Source organism: Brevundimonas sp. PAMC22021 (genome assembly GCF_019443405.1).
In the GTDB taxonomy this organism is placed as follows: domain Bacteria; phylum Pseudomonadota; class Alphaproteobacteria; order Caulobacterales; family Caulobacteraceae; genus Brevundimonas.
In genome coordinates this window covers 184,043-200,718 of the sequence record NZ_CP080376.1, presented here as the reverse complement: position 1 = coordinate 200,718, position 16,676 = coordinate 184,043, and the positions used below count along the sequence as shown (strand labels likewise).

The following is a 16,676-nucleotide window of genomic DNA, read 5'->3' as shown; positions in this document are numbered from 1 at the left end:
TCCTCAGACGTCCACCGCCGCGTCCAGGGCGTTTTCCTGGATAAAGTCGCGGCGCGGCTCGACCACGTCGCCCATCAGCTTGGCGAACAGGTCGTTGGCGTCTTCCTCATGGTCCACCGACACCTGCAGCAGGGTGCGGGCGTTGGCGTCCAGAGTGGTCTCCCACAGCTGCTCTGGGTTCATCTCGCCCAGACCCTTGTAACGCTGGATCGACAGCCCCTTCTTGCCCGCGTCCAGCACGGCGTTCAGCAGGTCCAGCGGCCCCCGGATCGTGGTCGACTTGTCCTTGCGGCGATAAACGGCCGGCGCCTCGAACACGCCGTCGAACGCCTGCGCCCGTTCGGCCAGACGACGCGCGTCCAGCGAACGCAGCAGCGTCTCTTCCAGCACGATGGTCTCCGACACCGCGCGCCGGGTGCGGGTGAACACCACCGCCCCCTGCTCGCCCGCCGCGCCCGACCAGTCGCCGTCGCCTTCTTCGGCATAGAGGTTCAGCCGCTTGGCCGCTGCTGCGGGGTCGCCGACCTCTTCGCCGAACAGACCGGCCAGCGCCGCCTGTTCGATGGCGAAGGCGGGCGCGCGCTGGCTCAGGCGATCGACGCCGGCGCGGAAGGCCTTGGCCTCGCGCACCAGCGACTGCAGATCCATGCCGGTGCGACGCTCGCCGGTCTGCAGGTCCAGTTCGGCCTCCGACGAGCCTTCCTCAATCAGATAGGCGTCCATGTCCGCCTGGTCCTTGAGGTAGCGGCTCTGCTTGCCCTTGGAGACCTTATAGAGCGGCGGCTGGGCGATATAGACGTGCCCGCGCTCGATCAGCTCGGGCATCTGGCGGTAGAAGAAGGTCAGCAGCAGCGTCCGGATGTGGGCGCCATCGACGTCGGCGTCGGCCATCAGGATGATCTTGTGATAGCGCAGCTTGTCCGCGTTGAAGTCGTCGCGCCCGATACCGGTGCCCAGCGCCAGGATCAGCGTCCCGATCAGGTCTGACGACAGCATCCGGTCGAACCGCGCCCGCTCGACGTTCAGGATCTTGCCTCGCAGCGGCAGCACCGCCTGGTTTTCACGATTGCGCGCCTGCTTGGCCGAGCCGCCGGCGCTGTCGCCCTCGACGATGAACAGTTCGGACTTGGCCGGATCACGCTCCTGACAGTCGGCCAGCTTGCCGGGCAGCGAGCTGATCTCCAGCGCCGACTTGCGCCGCGTCAGGTCGCGCGCCTTGCGCGCCGCCTCGCGGGCCGACGCAGCCTCGATGATCTTGGCGACGATCATCTTGGCCTCGACCGGATGCTCCTCGAACCAGGTCGACAACCCTTCGGTGCACAGGCTCTCCACCGCCGGCCGCACCTCGGACGAGACCAGCTTGTCCTTGGTCTGCGAGCTGAACTTGGGATCCGGCACCTTGACCGACAGCACGCAGGTCAGGCCCTCGCGCGCGTCCTCGCCGGAGACCGAGACCTTCTCCTTCTTGCCGGCGCCCGAGCTCTCGATATAGCCGCCCATGACGCGCGTCAGGCTGGCGCGGAAGGCCGACAGGTGGGTGCCCCCATCCCGCTGCGGGATGTTGTTGGTGAAGCACAGCATGGTCTCGTGGTAGCTGTCGTTCCACCACAGGGCGAGATCGAGCTCGATTCCTTCCTTTCGGCCGCGAATGACGATCACGTCCTTGAGGATCGGCGCCTTGGACTTGTCGAGGTGGCGCACAAAGGCCTCCACGCCGCCCTCGTAGTGCAGCAGGATGTCGATCGGCTCGGCGTGACGCAGGTCGCGCAGCTTGATCACAACGCCCGAGTTCAGGAACGCCAGCTCCCGCAGGCGGTGCTCCAGCGTCTTCAGGTCGAAATCGATGTGGCTGAAGGTCGTGATCGAGGGATAGAACGTCACCTCGGTGCCGGTCAGCGGCTTGCCGGTGTCCTCGCGGATCGGCGCCTCGCCGGTGATCTCCAGAGACTTGGCCGTGTCGCCGCGCTCGAAGCGCATTTCGTGGCGCTTGCCGTTTCGATAGATCTTCAGCTGCAGCCAGTCGGACAGGGCGTTGACCACCGACACGCCCACGCCGTGCAGACCGCCGGAGACCTTGTAGGAGTTCTGGTCGAACTTACCGCCGGCGTGCAGCTGGGTCATGATGACCTCGGCGGCCGAGACGCCTTCGCCCTCGTGGATGTCGGTCGGGATGCCGCGCCCGTTGTCGGTCACGGTAACCGAGCCGTCGGCGTTCAGGATCACCTGCACCAGATCGGCGTGACCCGCCAGCGCCTCGTCGATGGCGTTATCCACCACCTCATAGACCATGTGGTGCAGGCCCGAGCCGTCGTCGGTGTCGCCGATGTACATGCCCGGGCGCTTGCGCACCGCATCCAGGCCTTTGAGAACCTTGATGGAATCGGCGCCGTATTCGGGCTGTTCGACGGGTTGATCGGTCATGGAGTCAGCGGCTCTGGAGTTCCGGAGGGAACAGGGAGGCGAGCGCGCGAACGGCGCTCGAATCGAGGCCGGCGGCAGACCGGCGTCTCGCCTGCAACATATAGGAAAATCCGCACAAAAAGCGAGGCTTTCCGCCAGGATCAGCCCTTGGACAGCGCCCCGTCGCGAACCCGAACGAACTGCGCCCGGCCATCCAGTCCGGCGAACAGCGCGCGTTCGGTGCCGGTCATGAAGGCCTGGAGGTTCAGCGCCTCGATCTCGTCGAACAGGGCCGCGCGCCGACGCTCGTCCAGATGCGCCGGCGCCTCGTCCAGCAGCAGGATCGGCTGAGCGCCCGAAGCGCTCTCCGCCAGGCGCGCGATCTGGGCCAGCACCAGGTTCAGGACCAGCGCCTTTTGCTCGCCCGAGGAGCCTTCCGCCGCCGGCCGCCGCGTCTCGCGATGAGTGGCGGTCAGGTCGGTCCGGTGCGGCCCGAACAGCGAGCGACCGGCCGCGCCGTCACGGACACGGGCGCGCGCCATGCCGGCCCGAATGGCGGCGACGATCTCGTCCTCCTCCGCGCCCGCCTCGGCCATGGCCTCCGCGTCGCCGGACAGGCCGAGGTCCGCCTGCGGAAACGGACGGTCCGCGCGTGCGTCAATGGCGGCCTGCAAGGCGTGCAGCGCCGCGACGCGCGCCAATGCCGCCCGCGCGCCCGCCTCGCCCATGCGCGCCTCCAGCGCATCCAGCCAGACGGGATCGGCCTCGCGTCCCTCCGCCGCCTCGTTCAGCAGGCGCTGACGATCGCGCTGCGCCTTTTCGTAGGCCGAGATGCTGGCGGCGTGATCGGGATCGGCGGCGAACACCAACCGGTCGAAGAACTTAAGCCGCTCGGCGCGGGCGTCCGAGAACAGCCGGTCCTGCTCGGGCGTCGCCCAGACCGGCCGCAGATATTCCAAAAGCCGGCCGGGCTGGGCCGTGTCGCCGTTGATCCGGACGATCCGCCGCGCCGACGGCCCCGCCGCCTGCACCCCTGTGCCCAGCCGCACGCCGTCGTCCAGATCGACCGTCACCGCCCAGGCGCGCCCGCCGGCCTCGCCCGGCTCTCGCCGGCCCATTTCCGCCGCCGTCGCCCCCCGCAGTCCCTTGCCGGGCGTCAGCAGGCTGACAGCCTCCAAAAGGTTCGTCTTCCCCGCCCCGTTCGGCCCATGCAGCACCACCGCGCCGGAGGTCAGCTCCAGCCGCGCGCTCTTGTAGGAGCGGAAGTCGGTGAGGGCGAGGGAGCTAATCACAAGTGGCGAGTGGCGAGTGGCGAGTGGCGTGTCAATGCAAGCCGCCTTTGGCTCGCCACTCGCCGCTAATCACTCGCCGCGGATCACACCCGGAGCGGCATCAGCACATACTGCACGCCCGGGTCGCCCGGATCGAGCACCAGGGTGGGGCTGGCCGGGTCGGCGAATTTGAAGGCGGCGTTTTCGCCGGTGATCTGGCCGGCGACGTCCAGCAGGTAGCGGGCGTTGAAGCCGATCTCGAACGGCTCGTCGGAATAGCCGATCTCGACCTCTTCCTCGGCCTGGCCGGCCTCCATGTTGCGCACGGTCAGCTTGACCCGGTCGTTGTCGAAGGCGAGCTTCACCGAGCGGCTCTTTTCGGCCGAGATGGTGGCGACGCGGTCCACCGCCTTGGCGAACAAGGCGTTGTCGATGTCGGCCTGCTTGTCGTTGCCGCGCGGAATGACGCGCAGATAGTCCGGGAAGGCGCCGTCGATGACCTTGGAGGTCAGGCTGGCTTCGCCCAGCTGGAAGCGGATCTTCTGGGGCGAGACCTGCACCTGCACGGGCGTATTGGTGTCGTCCAGCAGGCGACGCACCTGATCCACGGTCTTGCGCGGCACGATCACCCCGGGGCCGCCGGCCGCCCCTTCCGGCGCCGGCGTCTCGGCCAGGGCCAGGCGGTGGCCGTCGGTCGCCACCGCGCGCAGCAAGGGGACCCCGTTCTCCGCCACCGTGTGCAGATAAAGGCCGTTCAGATAGTAGCGCGTCTCCTCCGTCGACACGGCGAAGCGCGTCTTGTCGATCAGCCGCGCCAGGTCCTCACGCGCCAATGAATAGGTCGCGCCCGACGCATCGTTCGACATCACCGGAAAGTCGCCCGCCGGCAGCACCGGCAGGTTGAAGCGCGAGCGCCCGGCCGAGACCACCAGGCGCGGATCGTCGCCGGAATAGGTCAGCGACACCTCGGCGCCTTCGGGCAGCTTGCGCACGATCTCGTACAGGGTGTGGGCGGGGGCGGTGATCTGACCCTCGACGTTCACCACCGCCTCGGCGTCGTCCACCATCTCCATGTCCAGGTCGGTGGCGGCGAAGGCCAGCCGGTCGCGGCCGGCGCTCAGCAGCACATTGGACAGGATCGGAATGGTGTTGCGGCGTTCGACCACGCTCTGCACATGGCCCAGGGCCTTCAGAAGCGCGGATCGTTCAATGGTCAGCTGCATAATCAGTTCGCCCGGCGGCGGCGCGCCCCCTGGCGCCGCTAAGAAGTGGGTGCGGACACTAGCCGATCAGGCGGCCGGCGCAAACGCCCGCGCGCCGTCCGATCGGCCGTCATCGGCTCAACCGCGCAGCTTGCGCGTCAAGGCCTCGACGTCGCGCGCGATCTGGTCGTCGGAGCCCAGCATCTCCTCGATCTTGCGCACGCCGTGCAGCACCGTGGTGTGGTCGCGTCCGCCAAAGCGTCGGCCGATGTCAGGATAGGAACGAGTGGTGTGCTGCTTGCACAGATACATGGCGATCTGGCGCGGCCGGGCGACCGAGCGGGTGCGGCGCTCGCTGAGCAGGTCCGCCTGCTTCAGGCCGAAATGGTCGGCCACCGTCTTCTGGATCTCGTCCACGGTGATGCGACGCTCGGGCCCGCCGCGCAGCGCCGCGCCCAGGAAACCTTGCGCCTCCTCGACGGTCAGCGACGACAGCCGTGATCCGGCGGCGGCGGCCAGGGTGTTCACCGCGCCTTCCAGCTCGCGCATCGAGCCGGGCGTGCGTTCGACCAACTGCTCCAGCACCTCGATCCGCGCCTCGCCGTAGACCACGCCCAAGGCTTCCAGCGCCTTGAGGCGATTGCGCGCCACCGCCACCTTCAGCTCCCGGTCGCCCGCCTCGACGGGGCAGGTCAGGCCGGCGGCCAGGTGGCTGCGCAGGCGCGGCTCGACGTCGGTCAGGGCCATGGGCGCGCGGTCGGCCGACAGCACGATGCGCTTGCCGTCCTCGATCAGCGCGGTCAGCGTCGACAGCAGTTCTTCCTGGGTGCTCGCCTTGCCGCCCACGAACTGCACGTCGTCCAGCAGCAGCATGTCGGCCGAGCGCAGGCTTTCCTTGAAGGCGGCGGTCTGGCGATCCTGCATCGCCTTGACAAAGGTCGACAGGAACCGCTCGGCCGTCAGATAGACCACCTTGGCCTGGGGTCGCAGGCGCTGGGCCTCCCAGGCGATGGCGTTCAGCAGGTGCGTCTTGCCGTAGCCATATGGGCCGCAAAAGAAGACCGGATTGAAGTGGCCGTCGGCCCAAGTCGCCACCTGACGAGCGATCGCCAGGGCAAAGGCGTTGCCCTGGCCTTCCACAAAGCTGTCGAACGTCAGCCGCTCCTGCAGGCCCGCCGCCCGCACGGCGCGTGCACCGTCGGCGACCGGCGCCACCGTCGGCTGAGCCAGATTGGGTTGCGCCAGGGCCGCCAGCCGCGTGGTCACATCCACCACATTGCCGCCGGCCGACTGACCCAGGGCAGGGGCCGGGGAGCCGACCTCGGCGCGGCAGCGCACGTCCAGCCGGCGATGCTGCCCGTCCAGCCCCAGCCACAGCTCGTTCATGCGGCGCAGCGCGTTCTTGCGCACCCAGTCGCGCGCATAGGCGGTGGGCGTCACCAGGATCAGCTGACCGGCGTCATCGACGCGCACGGCCGAGGGCGCGATGTAGGAGCTGAACGGGCCATCCCCGATCTCGGCGCGCAGGCGCAGCGACGCCTCGCTCCAGATCCGATCCACGTCCGATCCGCCCGTCGCCCGGTCCATCGCCGCCCCGCCCCCGATCATCCCGTACACCCAGCCTTGCAAACCAAACCAAATCACCGCCCTTCTAGGGATGCGTCCGGGACGACGTCTCCTGCCCCGAAAAGCGATGCTTTCCGGCGGGGGCCGAACTCTTGGACAGACATCTCCCGCCGCCGCGAAACCGAGGTCTCGCGCCGTCTTCATCCGTGTCGGGATGGAAGTGCGATAGAGGCCAAAACTTACGCCGAGGCCGGGTCCGGTCAACGCAGATTCTCTGCGCGACTCGCAGTTAAATTGTTTGACTCCGCTAACCCCCGTTCCGGCTTGGAATTTTCACCGAAGGCGCCCGAAGCGAGCTTTGCCGTTTTCGGCTCGGGACGTACGGGGCCTTTCGGCTGCCGGTCCCCAGACCAAGTCAAATAGTTGTTTTTACTTGGTTTTATTGAACATTAGGCCCTTGCCCCGAGTCAGATACGTACAGCGTCGTCAAGGCTTCGGTCCAAAATAACGTTGCGCTTCAAAACTCCGCACGGGCTTGAACAGCCGGTTCGCGCTTTTGCGTTGAGCCCCCCGCCCGCATGCTGTAAGCGCCATCTCGGGATCGGCGCCCGCGCCCCAAGCACCCGTAGCTCAGCTGGATAGAGCGTTGCCCTCCGAAGGCAAAGGTCACACGTTCGAATCGTGTCGGGTGCGCCACTTCCTCGTTGTCGTCGCTTCGCGCGTCACAGGCGTCGGCATGGGATCAGCGTTTCACTTCCTCCTGGACCCGATCGAGCCGCAGCGGGCTTGAGAATGCGCGCGCGTTTGCGGCGACATAATCGGCAAAGGCCTCGGGGGTCTTCAGGACCTCGCCTTCGCTCCAGCCCGCGACGAGCATGTAGCGGTAGCGTCGGTCCTCCCGGGCAGGCACGCGAAAGACGTGATTGCCGCCGCGTTCGGCGATGAACTGGTAGGCGGCGGCGTCCTCCGTCGGCACGATCAGCGCGGTACCCGCATAAAGGATCGGCGCCTGCTGCTGCAGCCCCTCCACGTCGTCGGGGTTGCGAAGCGCCTCGGGAGCGGCGGTCACGATCCAGTTGGCCTCGCGTCGCTCAAACGTCTGGCCGGGCCGGCGGCGAACGCCCACGGCGAAGTCGGCGCCTTGAGGCCCAGGGAGCCACGTCGGGAACCGAACCTCGGCGGTTGTATAATTCTGGCCGGCGTAGGCGGTGTAGATTTGCTCCGCTTCGTAGCGGCCTTGTCCGGTGTTCCAGTTCAGGCTCCGGATGCGCACCATGCTCCGCAGCGGGCCGTTGACCAGAACGTCGAAGCTGTAGCGCGTGTCCGACTGCTGGCCGGCGTTGAACCGGTTGGCCAGGTCCGATGAGGGCGTGAAGCGCGGCCGCGCCAGCGCCTCGCCTTCGAACACGCCGATCCCGCCGCCGCCGAAGCTGTCGTCCACCGACATGATGTCTGCGCCGTAGTCCGCGTTCTCGGCGCCCACTCCGTAGCCGTCCAGATTGCCCATGTAGAGGCGGTGAGCCATCAGCACCGGCCGCCGCTTGGCGTAGATGTCGATGTCGGTCGGAAACCAGAGCTTCCACCCGACATGCTCGCTTTCCCAGAAGGGCACGGTGTGACGCATGTAGCTGCCGACCGCGGCGTGCGTGCGGTGCGGGTTCCAACCGCGTTGCTGAAAGCCGCGATAGAGGTGAAAGGCCTTGCGTTCTCCGGCCTTGAGATCCGCGACAAAGAACAGCTCGTCCCAGACGCCGTCGCGGTCCAGGTCATCGAACTGATAGTCGAGGGCGCGCCCGTTGCTTTCGCCGCGCCGCTCATGCGGACCCTGTCGGGCCAGCAGTTCGCGCGAGGGCTCGGGGCGCGGTTCGCCCGCGGGATCGACCAGGGTGACCGTCAGTTCCTGGATGTCCGCCAGCATCGGCAGCTGGTCGCGGCGAACAACAACGGGCGCGTCCTTGCGATCTTCGGCGAGATCGTTGGCGATCACGAGGGTGACGCGTTCGACCGGTGCGAAATCCCCCTGCTCATACCAGGTCGATGGCGAAGCGACGGTTGGCGTCGCCGGCATCGAAATCATGTATGCGGCCGCGACCAGGCTCCACATGATTTATCTGCTCCAAACCGCCGCGACTCGGAAACGCCCGTCGTTTCCGAGCCGCAGTCCGGCGTGATGTTCGCCGATCCGAAAAAATGGGGGCGCCTTGATCCGGCGTCCCCGAGAACGGCAGCGGTCCGGGAAGGAAGGGGCTGCCGATGGACGATCAGAAGGTGAACCGGGCCCCAACAAAGTACTGGCGGCCGGTGCTGGCGTAGTTGGCGACCACCGGATCGTCCTGATACGACCAACGCTCGTCCTTCTGGTCGGTCAGGTTCAGCGCCTCGGCGGTCAGCGTGATGGCGTCCGACAACTTGTAGGTGAAGGAGGCGTCGACGTTCAGCGTCTCGGCCGAACCGGCGAAGTCGTTGATCAGCGGCGAATCGCACTGGCCGGGGTCGCAACCGCCCGAGGCCAGAGGATAGGTCGTCTGGTATTCGGCGCGATAGGCCGTGGAGACGCGGGCGCTCCAGCGCGGGACCTCATAGAAGAGGGTCGCATTGAAGGCGTCCGGCGACGCGCCCAGGAACGGCGCCGTGCCGGTCAGGTTGCGCGCCGGGTCCAGAATGTACTCCAGCTCGGACTCGATGTGAGTGTAGTTGGCCTGCACCCCGAAGTTCTGCAGCAGGCCCGGCAGGAAGGTGAAGTTCTGCTGGTAGGCGATCTCGACGCCCGACAGGGTTCCGCCCGGCGCATCGTTGAACTGGCGCACCTGGAACGGCAGGTCCTGGTCGATGTAGGCGCGGCGGCTATCGGAGGCTACGTCCGTCAGGCCGTCGAACGCGAGACGGAGATTGGCGATCTGCTCGGCGTCAAAGATTTCGCTGAGTCGGCCTTCGCGCAGGACCACCTGCGGGAAGCTCTCGATCTCCTTGTGGAAGTAGGCGAACGACAGAATGGCGTCGCGGGCGAAATACCATTCGGCGTTGAAGTCGAAGTTGGTGGCGCGGAACGGCTTCAGCTTGGTGTTGCCCAGGGTGATGGCGGCATTGGATCCGTCGAACTGGGCCGGATCCGCACCGATGCCGACCGGCACGTTGAAGGCGGTGATCCCGGGCTGCAGCGCCGTCATCTGCGGGCGCGCCATGACCTTGGCCGTGGCGAAGCGCAGGATCAGCTTGTCGTTCAGCTCCCACACCAGGTTCAGCGACGGCAGGGTGTCGTTGTACTCGTTGTCGTTCTGGACAGGACGGCCGCTGGGCGAGCGGCCACGAGAATCGACCTTGGTCTCGGCCCGGCGAAGGCCGGCGTTGCCGCGCAGATCGCCGATGAACAGCGGCACGCGGAAGTCCAGCTGGCCATAGTAGGACAGGCTGTCCTCATCGACGGAGAAGGTGTTCACGCCGCCGTTGCGCAGGTCCGAAAGGCGCCAGTCGCCGAAGTCGTTGATGCAGTCGCAGTCAAAGCCGAAGCGGGTCTGAAAGGCCTGCAGGTTCGGCGTGAAGAAGGAGGTCGGGGTGCCGCCCGGCACGTCCAGCCCCTCGCCCCAGGTGGTCAGTTGGCCCATGTCGGCCACGGTGGTCGCGTCCACCAGGCCCGTGCGCACCCCTTCCAGCAGGCTGGGGTTCATGGTGTCGCCGATCAGGCGCTCGAAGCGGGTGTAATAGAAGTCGAACTTGCGCTGGGCGATGCCGAAGCTGAACGTGAGGTCCTCGTCGAGGTCCCACTCGAAGTCGATCTTGGCGGTCTTGTAGCCGTTCTCGGTGATGGTGCGGAAGTGGCGCAGCGCCGAGTAACCCTTGACGAAATCCCAGCTGTCGGGGTCGGCCACGTCGAAGCCGAAGTTCATGATCGGCATGTCGCCGCCTTCGCGGTCGTCGAAGACGAAGTAATCGTCGCCGGCGACACCCTGGCCCGAGTCCAGGCGGATGAAGTCGGCCAGAAGGCCGGTGTTGGTGTTGGAGGATTCCGAGTCGCCCACCAGCAGCGACATGCGGAAGGTGTCGCTCCAGTCATGCTCGATGTTGATCGAGTTCTGGCGGAACTCGGTGGTGTAGCCGCCCTGGTCCACCGCCGAGCGCATGTCGACATTGCCGAGCACCAGATAGTTGGCGTTGGCGCCCGTCTCGCTCAGCCCCGCATCGATCAGCCTGACCGACGGACGGCCGATAAACGCGCCCCGCAGCGCCAGCGCCTGGGGATGGAAGATGTAGCCGACCGAACCGGGTTGGTTATAGTAGTCGTACACCTCCAGGTTGTTGGGATTGAAGCTGCCGGTGCCGGCCGCGAGGTTCTGGTTGGTGGCGCCCGGCGCGGTCCTGAAGATGGGGGTGTTTCCGTACAGCGACTGGCCGCAGTCGATCGCGTCACGGAACTCGGTCGCCGCCTGGGTGGCGCAGTTGGCGTAGGAGCCGCGACGGTTGGCGTAGCTGTTGTTGCTGGCGCTGGTGGTCGGAAAGGTTTGATAGCTGAACGAGGTCAGCGTGCGGTTGCCGTTGGTGTTGTTGCGGTTCAGCCCCACCGCGCCGATCTGGTAGTTGGTCGAGACCTGCGTCTGTTCTGAATACAGGTTGTCGAAGTTGATCACCGTGCGGGCGGTCGGCCGCCACTGGCCCGACAGGGTGACGCCCAGCCGTTCCTGCTCGACCTCGCGGTGGTTCAGCGTCGCCAGCGACGGAATGTGCACCAGGGAGCCCCGCGTGGAGCCGCCGTTCAGCAGGGCGTAGGCCTCGGGGTCCGAGCCGATCAGGTAGCTCCGGGCTTCCGGATTGGAGACGCGCGGCAGGGCGCTGAGGGGTGTGCCGATCGGCAGGGCGAACCCCTGGTGATCGCCAGCCGCGTTCGCACCGACGTTGTTGAAGGTGGCGCCGCGGTACACGTATTCGTTCGAGCCGGTCGAACGCGAGTAGCTGTCGATGTTCTGCTCACGCTCGTTGTAGGCCACCGAGCCCAGAAGACCGAACTCGCCGATCCGGCTGCTCCAACGCTCCGAGGCCAGCAGCGCCAGGCGCGGATTGTGGGTGCCGCCGTTCTCGTAATAGGCGTCCTGCAGCGTCAGGGCCACGCGACCTTCGTTGAAGTCGAAGGGTCGGCCCGAGATCAGGTCCACAGTCGCGCCCAGCGACCCTTCGTCGGTCTTGGCGTCGGCGGATTTCTGCACCTTCAGCGAGTTGAACAGCTCGGATGCGAAGGTGTTGAACTGGAAGCCCCGGTCGCGACGCAGCGCGCCGTCGGCGTTGTTGGCGCCCGAGGTCGACAGGGTCTCCAGGCCGTTCAGGCGCACCCGGGTGAAATCGCCGCCCAGACCGCGCACCGAGATGGAGTTGCCTTCGCCGTTCTCGCGGTCGATCGAGACGCCCGGAATGCGCTGCAGCGATTCCGCCAGGTTCGCGTCCGGGAAGTCGGCGATGTCTTCGGCGTTGATGACGTCCACAATGGTATTCGACCGGCGCTTCTCGTTCAGCGCGCTGGCCAGCGAGGCGCGGATGCCGGTGACGACGATCTCGTCGACCTCCTGCGTCGGCTCTGCGTCCTGCGCCGCCGCGGGCAGCGCCAACAATAAGGCCGCGCCCAGCGCCATGGAGGACGCGGTCGCGCGCAAGGCTTCGCTCTTGGATAGTCTCATGGTTCCCTCCGTCGTCGGCGCCTCGCCTCTTGAGGGCGTGATCGTCCGACGTTCCCCGCCGGTTCATGCCAGCCAAAGAAAAGTATGATGATAGGACCGCAGCAACAAGCGTTTTTTGTTACCGGTGTCATTCCCTTTCTGCATGGGCTTTTGACGGGTTTGATCCGGGTGAGGGCTCCGCGTACAGGCCTTGCGGGTCGGCCGTCCGAACACGACCGACCCCTGTTTCCGCGCCCTACAGCGCCTTGAAGGTGAAGTTCCTGAACCGCGCCTCTCCGTCTCCGGCGGCGTAGAGCCCAGGCCGCAGCATCATGAAGCCGCCGCGGACGTTGTGGTTGTAGCCTGACACCTCCATCTGCCGGTCGAAGCGTCTCCAGTTCACGCCGTCCGGCGAGGTGTCGAAGTAGACGTTCTGATAGGCGTTGGTCAGACGCATGAACATGCGCCGGCCATGTGGATTGGCGGGACGACCGCGCTCGATGCCGTACTGGTGGGTGACGTAGCGGGTCGCGTCAAAGCCCAGGCCCGCATAGAGGGCACGATCGTAGAACAGGATCAGGCCGGCGGTGACGCCCGGATCGATCTCGATCTCGCACTGGATCTGATAGGCTTGGTCGCCCTGGACAAAGGTCAGCGGCGAGCAATCGACCGGCGCCTTGCCCTTGGCGCGCATGTGCAGCACGCCGTTGTCGCGGCGCAGGCGCGACTTTTCATCGGCCTCCGGTGCGTAGAAGCTCCACTGGATGCCGAACTTGTCGGTCGAGAAGTCGTCGGACAACGCCATGCCGGGCTGCACCGCCTCGCCGCCCTGGGGCTTGGCGATCGGCTGGGCCAGGTCGCCGCCTTTGGCGCGGAACCAGCCGTCCTCGGTCCATTCGATGGGGTCCAGCAGGGTCTGGCGGCCCAGGGTCCAGTAGGCGTTCTCATAGCCGTGGTAGACCATCCACCAAGAGACGTCCGGTCCCTCGACCAGCGTGGCATGGCCCCGCGACCACCACTTCTCGGCGCCCGACGTGGTGCGCACGATCGGGTTGTTGGGGCAGTCTTCCCATGGGCCGTGGATGGACTTGGAACGGGCGGCGATCACCATGTGGCCGGTCGGCGGGCCGGCCGTGCCGCCCACGGCGGTGATCATGTAGAAGTAGTCGCCGTGGCGCATCACCTTGGGTCCTTCGGGCGCGAAGCCCTCGACGATCCAGCCCTCCGGATAGCGCCAAGGATCGTAGACGTGCTCGACCGGGCCGTCGGTCGCCAGCCCGTCATCCGTCAGCCGCACCCGGTCGCCGCCGCTGAGGAACAGGTAGCGCTTGCCGTCCTCGCCGACGATGTGGCCCGGATCGATGTGGGCCGGCAGCTTCAGGTCCACCGGTTCGCTCCAGGGCCCCTCGATCTTGTCGGCCCAGATCACGTAGCTGGAGCGGTACTCGGGGAAGCGGGCGGGAATGTAGACGTAGAAGCGGTTCCCGTGCTTGCACAACTCAGGCGCCCAGACCGAGCCGATGTTGGTGGTCAGGGCCGCGGTGACCGGACGCCAGTTCACCAGGTCGCGCGAGTGCCAGATGTGGATGCCGGGGACGGACTCGAACGACGAAAACGTCATGTAGTAGTCGTCGTCGTCCTTCAGGATCGAAGGGTCAGGATGGTCGCCGGCCATGATCGGGTTCAGGAAGGTCCCGTCGCCCAGGTCGGGAATGCGCTGGTTCTCGAGCCCCCGACGCCACTTCAAGTGCGCCCACTCGCGACCCAGCGGCGCGGCTTCCTCGTTGGTCTGGGCCAGCGCCGACCGGACGGGCAGGGCGGAGGCGGCCACGCCGCCCAGCAGGCCGGCCATGGCGGCGCGACGATCGATTGATCTCATCGGAGGTTCCTTTTGTCTGAGGCCGGGCGAGCCGGGCAGGTCACGGCTGGCGGATGAAGGGGTCGATCAACTGGATCGTGCCGTCGGGATTGTGCGTGAGGTCCACCACCTTAGCGCTGCGCAAGTGGGTGCGGCTGCTCGCCTGGGTGTCGTGGTAGAACAGCCGCCAGCGCCCCTCGACCTCGACGATCGAGTGGTGGGTCGTCCAGCCCTGCACCGGCAGCAGGACGTGGCCCCGATAGGTGAACGGGCCGGTCGGCGACGTCGCGGTCGCATAGGCGATGTAATGGGTCTCGCCCGTCGAATAGCTGAGATAATAGAGGCCGTTGCGCTTGTGCATCCAGGCCGCCTCGAAGAAGCGCCGATCCAGGTCGCCGCCGACCAGAGGCTTGCCGGCTTCATCGACGATCACGGCGTCGCGCGCCGGTTCGGCGAGGGTCAGCATGTCCGCGCTCAGCCGCGCCACCTTTGGGCTCAAGGCCGGCGCATCCGGCTGTTTCAGGTCGGTGTCGCCCGCCTGTGGCTCATATTGTCCGCTGGCCCATCTCTGAAGCTGACCGCCGTGAATGCCGCCGAAGTACAGATAGGCCTGGTCGTCGTCGTCGATGAACACGGACGGATCAATGCTGTAGGCGCCCGGAATCGGCTCAGGTTCGGGCTTGAACGGGCCTTCCGCCCGGTCGCCCGTGGCCACGCCCAGCCGGAACACGCCGGCGGCGTCCTTGGCCGGGAAATAGAAGAAGTAGCGCCCATGCCTGCGCGCCACGTCCGGCGCCCACAGCTGACGGTTCGCCCACGGTACGTCCGCCAGGGCGAAGGCCGCGGGATGTACCACGACAGGCCCGCCGATGCTCGCCATCGACAGGACGCGATAGTCGTTCATCACGAAGCCCTTGCCGGGCTGATCGTCGGCCTGCGGGCCCTCCACGTCGTGCGAGCCATAGACATAGACGCGCCCATCGAACACGTGCGCTGACGGATCGGCGAAATAGATCTCGGTGGTCAGGGGTTGGGCGCGATAGGCCAGGCCGTCGGGCGAGCGGGCGGCAAGCGGCGCCTGCGCCACAGCGGCGCCGGAAAGAAGCGACACGAGCGCCAGTCCATGGAAACATCTCATGCGGCCGTCTCCGTCTCGGCCAGGTGCGCGATGAGGCGGCTCATATTGTTGATGTAGGTTCCGGTGGAGATGCCCATCGGACCCGTCGGCTCGACAAAGGGCGATGTGTCCCAGTCGTCGCCGACCTGGCCTCTGTCCACAAAGCCGGGCGGGGGCTCTGGCGGCCCATCTCCGCGATAGGGGTGGCTGGTGGTGCGCAGTTCCAGCGGCCAGTACCCTTCGGCGTTCAGGCCGTCGATTAGGGCCGCGACTTCGCTCGCGCGATCACGCGCCTCGGTGACATTGAGGTCCGATCCGCCGACCGCGCGGGTCACCACATAGCGCGGCAACAGGGAGGGTCCGCGCCCCAACAGCACAGACCGGGACGTCGCCGCCTCGGGCGAAGCGGCGATCAGCCGGTCGTGACGAGCCTGAAGCGCATCGGCGTCGATATGCTTTTCGCCCACCTGATCCACAGCGTCGAAGTCGGCGTAGTATTCGCCGTTCTGAGCGTTCGATCCGCGGCGGTGCACGGCGATGACGCGATTGGAGCCGGGCTCGATGTAGCGGAAGTGGTTGCGCCCGTCGCGCCAGGCCGCGGGCGGCGCCTCCACCTGCCTGAGCCAGGCGATCGCCTCGGGCACGCGCCCCAGATATCTGCGCTCTCCGGTCAGCTCATAGAAGTCCATCAGCTTGGCGAGCGCGGCGGCGGTGGTGTGGGGCGACACGGCGGGCGGTTCGTAGGTTCTGCCCTGCGCCGGCTTAAGGTCCGGCGTGTACTGAAGCGCCCAGCCGGGCGTGGGCGCGGGCTGCTGAAGGGCGATGTAGCTGTCCATCGCGCGCTGTATCGCCGGCCGCACGCGTTCCTCGCCCAGCTGCTGCAGCGCCAGCAGCAGGAAGTCGATGTTCTCCTCGGCCACCTCGTCGTTCAGGGTGATGTGGCCGGTGTAGTCGGGGTGGCCATGATTGCGGAACTCGGCCGCGCGCGGGAAGCGCTGAGGCCAACCGCCGCTCGGCAGCTGGCTGTCGAGAACAAAGCCGATTGCCTTGTCCACCGACGCCCGAAAGCGCGGCTCGCCCTTTTCCAGATGGAGCCGCAGCAGGAAGCGCGCGCACTCCACCGTGGCATGATCGTCGAAGGTGGCGTTGCCGTAATAGTGCTGGAATTCCTCGAGCCGCCAGCCGTTTCGGCCGATGGTCTCGTACCAGCGTTTCAGCGACGCCTCGCCAGCGAAGTCGATGATGTAGTTCCAGCCGCCGCTGGAATGCTGGCCCCACACCAGAGCGTCGCCCGCCTTGATCGCGGCGTCGTAGTACAGTTCGTCGCCCGTCGCGTAGTAGGCGTCGAGGAACACCTGTCCCATCTCGGGCGTGCCCGGCGCCTGGGTCCAGATCATGCTCGGAAAGGCCTCCATCTCGCCCCAGCGCCGCGAGAAGTCGGCAAGGTAGGACCAGACGTAGCCGCCATGGGTGGACACCCGATCCGTCATGAAGCGGGTGGCTCGGACCATGGTTTCCATGACCCGTCCGCGACCCGGCGAAGCTTGCTCCCGGACCGTGAGCTCACCCGCCAGCGGCAGCGCGGCGGCGGAAAGCAGGCAGGTTCGCCGGCTGAGCCTGACG

9 protein-coding genes and 1 tRNA gene are annotated in these 16,676 nt (G+C 66.9%); 1 reads left to right on the top strand and 9 read right to left on the bottom strand.

The annotated features are described in order from the left end of the window. Positions 1 to 3: 3 nt before the first annotated feature. The 4 genes from gyrB to dnaA all read right to left on the bottom strand — a co-directional run bounded on the left by gyrB (position 4) and on the right by dnaA (position 6,481). Positions 4 to 2,421 (bottom strand): DNA topoisomerase (ATP-hydrolyzing) subunit B, encoded by a 2,418-nt coding sequence (gyrB, locus tag KY493_RS00880; RefSeq protein ID WP_219897137.1) that lies wholly within the window; start codon positions 2,419 to 2,421, stop codon positions 4 to 6. A 140-nt stretch (positions 2,422 to 2,561) separates the two neighbouring features. Further along, complete coding sequence (gene recF / locus KY493_RS00875; RefSeq protein WP_219897136.1) at positions 2,562 to 3,692, bottom strand: DNA replication/repair protein RecF; 1,131 nt, start codon at positions 3,690 to 3,692, stop codon at positions 2,562 to 2,564. Positions 3,693 to 3,775: 83 nt separating this feature from the next. Then, complete coding sequence (dnaN, locus tag KY493_RS00870; RefSeq protein ID WP_219897135.1) at positions 3,776 to 4,894, bottom strand: DNA polymerase III subunit beta; 1,119 nt, start codon at positions 4,892 to 4,894, stop codon at positions 3,776 to 3,778. Between the two features lie 117 nt (positions 4,895 to 5,011). Then, positions 5,012 to 6,481, bottom strand: a complete 1,470-nt coding sequence (dnaA, locus tag KY493_RS00865; RefSeq protein WP_255567947.1) for a chromosomal replication initiator protein DnaA — start codon at positions 6,479 to 6,481, stop codon at positions 5,012 to 5,014. Positions 6,482 to 7,058: 577 nt separating this feature from the next. On the opposite strand from dnaA, the gene KY493_RS00860 reads away from it, so the two are divergent. Continuing rightward, positions 7,059 to 7,135, top strand: a tRNA-Arg gene (locus KY493_RS00860). Positions 7,136 to 7,181: 46 nt separating this feature from the next. Here the strand turns inward: KY493_RS00860 and KY493_RS00855 are convergent. The 5 genes from KY493_RS00855 to KY493_RS00835 all read right to left on the bottom strand — a co-directional run bounded on the left by KY493_RS00855 (position 7,182) and on the right by KY493_RS00835 (position 16,573). After that, on the bottom strand, positions 7,182 to 8,507 hold the full coding sequence (locus KY493_RS00855) for a DUF4861 family protein (protein ID WP_219897134.1): 1,326 nt from the start codon (positions 8,505 to 8,507) through the stop codon (positions 7,182 to 7,184). Positions 8,508 to 8,700: 193 nt separating this feature from the next. After that, positions 8,701 to 12,099 carry a TonB-dependent receptor gene (locus tag KY493_RS00850; RefSeq protein ID WP_219897133.1) on the bottom strand — a complete coding sequence of 1,133 codons (3,399 nt, stop codon included), beginning with the start codon at positions 12,097 to 12,099 and terminating at the stop codon, positions 8,701 to 8,703. A gap of 235 nt (positions 12,100 to 12,334) precedes the next feature. Then, positions 12,335 to 13,957 carry a family 43 glycosylhydrolase gene (locus tag KY493_RS00845; RefSeq protein ID WP_219897132.1) on the bottom strand — a complete coding sequence of 541 codons (1,623 nt, stop codon included), beginning with the start codon at positions 13,955 to 13,957 and terminating at the stop codon, positions 12,335 to 12,337. 40 nt (positions 13,958 to 13,997) lie between these two features. After that, a complete protein-coding gene (locus KY493_RS00840) occupies positions 13,998 to 15,047 on the bottom strand; it encodes a glycoside hydrolase family 43 protein (RefSeq protein WP_219897131.1) in 1,050 nt (349 codons plus the stop codon). 23 nt (positions 15,048 to 15,070) lie between these two features. Next, positions 15,071 to 16,573 carry a pectate lyase gene (locus KY493_RS00835; RefSeq protein ID WP_255567946.1) on the bottom strand — a complete coding sequence of 501 codons (1,503 nt, stop codon included), beginning with the start codon at positions 16,571 to 16,573 and terminating at the stop codon, positions 15,071 to 15,073. Between the last annotated feature and the right edge of the window lie 103 nt (positions 16,574 to 16,676).